Here is a 5,964-nt window from a genome sequence, read left to right as displayed (position 1 = left end):
TGCATATTTCCCGAGTTTATTTGCACTCCTTCACGCAGCACATCTTTTCCCAAGCTACTCCTTTTCTCAATTTTCTCGGTTTGACTATTTCCCTCTGTTTTTTGATCATTTCCCAGACGGTTTTGCGCTACTGTTCCACTTTTTTGCGCTTGTTCCCGGTGTATTTGAACATTTCCCTTGATATTTGCATATTTCCCGCGTTTATTTGCACTTCTTCACGCAGCACATCTTCTCCCAAGTTTGCATATTTCCCGTGTTTATTTACACTACTTCACACGCACATCTGTTCACTCAAGTGACTTCTTTTCAATAAACGGGCTTATCCCATTTTACGCTCCATGTGATTAAGTTATGAGAGGATAAGTTTGCGGATTTTGAATGGGAGTAATAAAATGGGTTAGGTATATCTACGAGGAGGGAAAGGTATGAATTTTTCTAATTCTGAACGGATACATAAAGAAGCTTTACAGCATATTGTAGGAGGCGTTAATAGCCCATCACGTTCGTACAAAGCGGTTGGTGGTGGTGCTCCTGTTGCAATGGAACGAGCCCAAGGTGCTTACTTTTGGGATGTGGACGGCAATCGCTATATTGATTATTTAGCAGCATATGGACCTATTATTACAGGTCATGCTCATCCACATATTACAAAAGCGATACAAAAGGCAGCGGAAAATGGAGTTTTATATGGAACGGCTACTCCATTTGAAGTCACTTTTGCTAAAATGCTAAAAGAGGCTATGCCTGGTCTGGAAAAAGTACGTTTTGTAAATAGTGGGACAGAAGCAGTCATGACGACTATTCGAGTTGCTCGTGCTTTTACAGGAAGAGATAAAATCATTAAATTCGCTGGATGCTATCATGGTCATTCTGATTTAGTATTAGTTGCAGCAGGATCTGGTCCCTCTACTCTAGGAACGCCGGATTCAGCAGGAGTTCCTAAAAGCATTGCCCAAGAGGTGATTACAGTCCCATTTAATGAGGTTGAACCATTTAAAGAAGCCTTGAATAAGTGGGGAGATGAAATTGCTGGCGTTTTAGTTGAACCGATCGTCGGAAACTTTGGGATTGTTGAACCGAAAGAAGGATTTCTAGAAACAATCAAAGAGTTGACACATGAAGCGGGAGCACTATTAATCTTTGACGAGGTCATCACAGCATTCCGTTTTATGTATGGCGGGGCCCAAGATTTATTAGGCATTACCCCTGATTTAACGGCCATGGGTAAAATTATTGGCGGTGGGCTTCCAATCGGGGCTTATGGTGGCCGAGTCGACATTATGGAAACTGTCGCTCCACTTGGTCCAGCATATCAAGCCGGAACAATGGCTGGAAACCCTGCTTCTATTTTAGCCGGTATTGCTTGCCTAGAAGTATTGCAAAAAGAAGGAACATATGATTATTTAGATCGTCTTGGGGCTATGTTAGAAGAAGGAATTATGAGCGCAGCCAAAAAATATTCCATCCCAATCACGATCAATCGTTTGAAAGGGGCATTAACCATTTATTTCACAGACGAAAAAGTGGAAAATTACGAACAGGCGGAAGCTACAGATGGTGAAATGTTTGCGAAATTTTTCAAACTGATGCTTCATCAAGGAATTAATCTTGCTCCTTCTAAATATGAAGCATTATTCCTCACCATCGCTCATACAGAAAAAGATATTGAACAAACCATCGAAGCAGTGGATCATTCTTTTCAACAATTAAAGGGATAATTTCCATTTCATTTGATGTGAAAAGCGCCAAGATAGGCGCTTTTTTATTTTGGTATAATTTCTTGCAGCCATTACATATAATGTACCTCGTATTCATCTATCCAAATCCAAGTTATTAGTCTTTGTATGATGATTTAAAGTTTAATGTATCTTCACTTCTTGCAATAAATCAATATCCATTGTATAGTACAATATCATTAAGATTAGCGAGGCTTTTTTCCGAAAATGAAAATCAAATCTATTGATAAAACAAGCATGGTATGATATCTTAGTTCTTCAAAATGCGTGTATATGATTTTTTGAAAATTTTAAATAAGAAAGGAATTAAAACTCCTATGAAGCTTGGTGCCCGCATTCTCAAAACGGGAATAGCTATTATTCTTGCTTTATTTGTTGCCCAACTACTAAATTTACCCTCTCCGGTTTTTGCTGGAATTGCGGCTGTCTTTGCTGTTCAGCCAACGATATATCGATCTTATTTAAGCATCATTGAACAAGTACAAGGAAATATCATCGGGGCATTAATTGCCATTCTTTCTGTTGTATTATTTGGAAATCATATTGTAATCATTGGGCTTGCCTCTATCGTCGCGATCACACTTATTCTTAAATTAAAAATAGAAAATACAATTGGACTTGCACTCGTTACCTTAATTGCTATTATGGAAGTTTCGCATGAACAATTTATCCAATTTGCTCTCATAAGATTTTCAACCATCATGTTAGGAGTATTTTCTTCTTTTGTTGTCAACTTAATTTTTTTACCACCTAAATATGAAACGAAATTATTTCATCAAATCGATTTACTAACACAAGATATTTTAAAATGGATGCGCCTGATTTCACGCAATGCTTCCGAACATCATTTATTAAAAAAAGACATTGGAAAAATTAGAGAAAGATTAATGAAGTTGGATCAACTTTATTTAATGTTTAAAGAAGATCAAAACACACTGAAATCCAAATCACCTGTCAAAAATCGTAAACTAGTAATCTATCGCCATATGGTTTCTACGACTAGAAGAAGCTTTGATATTTTAAGAAGGTTACATCAGTATGAAAATGAATATGTCCATCTCCCATCACACTTACAAAAAGCCATCCAAGAGCAACTTGATTGCCTAATGGGATATCATGAACAATTACTTCTTAAATTCATTGGAAAGGTAAAGCAGGAAACAGAATTGGATGATGTGCACGATGTACTTTTTAACCGTCAAGAACTTTTGCAGCTGTCTATGGCTGAAATAAACGAGGAATACACCACGGAGGAAAATCTACAAACTTATCATCTAATGCATATTATTTCTAGTATATTAGAATATGATGAACATTTAAACCATCTAGATCTACTCATAAATACTTTCCAAAAGTTTCATAAAGAGGATAATGATTACTTACAAATGGAAGAAGAGGAAATTTGAAGCAAGCATTAAGAAAAGATAAATCAAAAGCAATCGGTTAAGCGCCGATTGCTTTTTCCTTTACTAAAGTCTTTAGTTTTTCATTTTAGGATCTAAGGCATCACGAAGTCCATCCCCCATTAAGTTAAAGCCGAGAACCGTTAGCATAATCGCAATTCCAGGGAAGAAAACCGTCCATGGCGCTTGAATCATGAAATCCTTTGAATCCGCTAGCATCTTCCCCCACTCAGGTGTTGGTGGTTGTGCTCCCATTCCTAAGAAACCAAGTGCTGCAGCTTCAATAATAGCGGTCGCGATGGCCAAAGTACCTTGAACGATAATAGGGGCTAAGCTATTTGGAAGGACATGGTGTAATAAAATTCTACCATCTCCCATCCCAATCGCTTTTGCTGCTGTAATATATTCTTCCTCTTTAATCGTTAACACTCGTGAACGAACAAGTCTCCCAAAAGTTGGAACATTGATAATCGCGATGGCAATCAAAGCATTTTGCAATGAAGGACCTAACATCGCTACTACTGCAATCGCTAGTAAAATACTAGGAAATGCTAGTAAAATATCAAAAAATCTGGAGATGATCGTATCCACCCATCTGCCATAATACCCTGCTAAAATTCCTAAAAATGAACCGACAACGGCTGAGCCCGCAACAGATAGAAAACCGACCCATAAAGATATCCTTGCTCCATATATAATTCTACTAAATATATCACGACCAAATTCATCCGTTCCAAACCAATGCTCACTCGATGGAGATAGATGTTTTTGATTTAATTGTGTCTCCTTAAAGCCATACGGAGCAATCCAATCCGCGAAGATCGCAAGCAATATAAAAAATGAGACGATTCCGAAACCCACGACAGCCATTTTATTTTTCTTAAATTTCCTCCATACCTCTTTCCAAGGTGAAACGACTTTTTCTTCATATTTCGACTCCATTTCAGGGCCTGAAGGAGGTATATTTACGACAGTTTGCGACATCACTCAGCCTCCTTTTATCTATATTTAATCCTTGGATCTAAAACGGCATATAATAAATCAACGATTAAGTTAATCATGACAAAAATAGTCGCAACCACTAATATTCCAGATTGAATCACTGGATAGTCGCGAAATTGAATCGCATTGTAAATATAATTTCCAATACCAGGCCATCCGAAAATCATCTCGGTCAAAATCGCTCCACCTAAAAGCAATCCAGTTTGCAATCCAATAATGGTGATCACTGGGATTAGGGCATTTTTCAATGAATGTTTGTATACAACGAAAAACATGCTCATCCCTTTTGCTCTTGCCGTTCGAATATAATCAGAGCGCATCACCTCAAGCATACTTGAACGAGTGATTCGTGCAATAATCGCCATTGGAATTGTTGCTAATGCCACTGCTGGTAAGATTAAATGTTTTAGTACTTCAATAAATTGATCGAATCTTCCTTGTATTAACGTATCAACTAAATATAAATGTGTAATTGGTTCGACAGGGTTACGGATATTTTCCCTTCCAGTCGTCGGTAATAGATCTAATTGAATCGAGAACACATATTGTTCCATTAGCCCCAACCAGAAAATCGGCATCGATACACCGATTAAAGCCAATAACATTAAAATATAATCAAACCATGAATTTTGAAACCAAGCCGAAATAATCCCTGCATTCACACCGATGAAAATAGCAATGATCATCGCACAAAACGATAATTCAATTGTGGCCGCTAAATAAGGACCAATTTCTGCACTAATGGGAGACTGAGTTTTAATCGAGGTCCCTAAGTCTCCTGTTAATAAACTTTTAAAGTATTCCCAGAATTGGATATATAACGGTTGGTCAAGCCCTAATTCCTTCGTTAAGGCCTCAACCGCTTCCTTTGTCGCCTGTTGCCCAAGGATGAGTTGTGCGGGATTTCCAGGAATAGCATGAATAAGTGAAAACACAATAATCGACATTCCGATTAAAACGGGAATCAGCATCGTTAATCTACGAATTGTATAAGAAACCATCTCATCACCTTCTTTCTGAAAAATGACTAATTGCTTTTAAAATATGTACTTTTAAAAAAGAGGAGCAAAGCTCACTCCTCTTTTTTCCTCTTATTCTATCGTTACATTAGTAAAAGGCTGAGTTCCCGTTGGATGTGGAATAAAACCTTTGATTGAACTTTTCCCTGCAAGTTGTGGAATCGAGTGAGCGATCGGAATCCACGGTGCATCATTATGGATGATTTCTTGAGCCTTTTTATATAGGGCGTCGCGTTTCGCTTCATCTACAACGGTTTGTGCTTCGATTAAAATTTTATGCAATTCTTCATTGGCATAACGAGAATAGTTGTTTGAGCCAATACTATCTTTATCTAGTAGTGTATAAAGGAAGTTATCCGCATCCCCATTATCGCCAGTCCAACCAAGCATGAACATTGGAGATTCACCCGCTTGAACCTTTTCTAAATAAGTGGCCCATTCCATTGTCACAATCTTTACTTTTACACCAATTTTTTCAAAGTCCGCTTGGATTGCCTCTGCCAGTTTTTGACCATTTGGCATATATGGACGAGGAACAGGCATTGCCCATAATTCCATTGAAAATCCATCTTTATATCCAGCTTCTTCAAGAAGTTTCTTTGCCTTATCCAAATCGTATTCATAATCTTTAATCGCATCATTGTACCCGTTAATGGAAGGTGGCATTGGATTTATCGCAGGTTCTGCCGTTCCTTCATAGAAGTTTTTAGGCTCTTCGCTATTTACAATGAAATTGTAGAAAAATTAAAGTCTAGTTTTCTCAGATATTTAAAAACGGACAAGGGAATGAGTTCAATTGCTCGC

General features: G+C 37.7%; 4 protein-coding genes and 1 pseudogene. 2 read left to right on the top strand and 3 right to left on the bottom strand.

The features are described 5' to 3' along the window. The first annotated feature begins 425 nt into the window (after nt 1–425). Complete coding sequence (locus J2S13_RS16290) at nt 426–1,718, top strand: glutamate-1-semialdehyde 2,1-aminomutase (RefSeq protein ID WP_307258911.1); 1,293 nt, start codon at nt 426–428, stop codon at nt 1,716–1,718. 335 nt (nt 1,719–2,053) lie between these two features. Continuing rightward, on the top strand, nt 2,054–3,142 hold the full coding sequence (locus tag J2S13_RS16285; protein WP_307258910.1) for an FUSC family protein: 1,089 nt from the start codon (nt 2,054–2,056) through the stop codon (nt 3,140–3,142). 72 nt (nt 3,143–3,214) lie between these two features. Here the strand turns inward: J2S13_RS16285 and J2S13_RS16280 are convergent, their stop codons facing one another. The 3 genes and pseudogenes from J2S13_RS16280 to J2S13_RS16270 form a co-directional block, all read right to left on the bottom strand. Further along, nucleotides 3,215–4,123 (bottom strand): ABC transporter permease, encoded by a 909-nt coding sequence (locus tag J2S13_RS16280; protein WP_307258908.1) that lies wholly within the window; start codon nt 4,121–4,123, stop codon nt 3,215–3,217. 14 nt (nt 4,124–4,137) lie between these two features. Further along, nucleotides 4,138–5,142, bottom strand: a complete 1,005-nt coding sequence (locus J2S13_RS16275) for an ABC transporter permease (protein WP_307258907.1) — start codon at nt 5,140–5,142, stop codon at nt 4,138–4,140. A gap of 90 nt (nt 5,143–5,232) precedes the next feature. Beyond that, nucleotides 5,233–5,862: pseudogene (locus tag J2S13_RS16270) on the bottom strand (ABC transporter substrate-binding protein); the annotation flags it as partial. Nucleotides 5,863–5,964 lie beyond the last annotated feature (102 nt).

Source organism: Oikeobacillus pervagus (assembly GCF_030813365.1).
GTDB lineage: Bacteria > Bacillota > Bacilli > Bacillales > DSM-23947 > Oikeobacillus > Oikeobacillus pervagus.
The sequence above is the reverse complement of the archived record's forward strand: the minus strand, read 5'-3'. Positions and strand labels throughout refer to the sequence as shown.

Bases quoted from the DNA above. Each gene is read 5' to 3' on its own strand.
- J2S13_RS16280 (WP_307258908.1), bottom strand. From the start codon at position 4,123: ATGTCGCAAACTGTCGTAAATATACCTCCTTCAGGCCCTGAAATGGAG.
- J2S13_RS16275 (WP_307258907.1), bottom strand. From the start codon at position 5,142: ATGGTTTCTTATACAATTCGTAGATTAACGATGCTGATTCCCGTTTTA.
- J2S13_RS16290 (WP_307258911.1), top strand. From the start codon at position 426: ATGAATTTTTCTAATTCTGAACGGATACATAAAGAAGCTTTACAGCAT.
- J2S13_RS16285 (WP_307258910.1), top strand. From the start codon at position 2,054: ATGAAGCTTGGTGCCCGCATTCTCAAAACGGGAATAGCTATTATTCTT.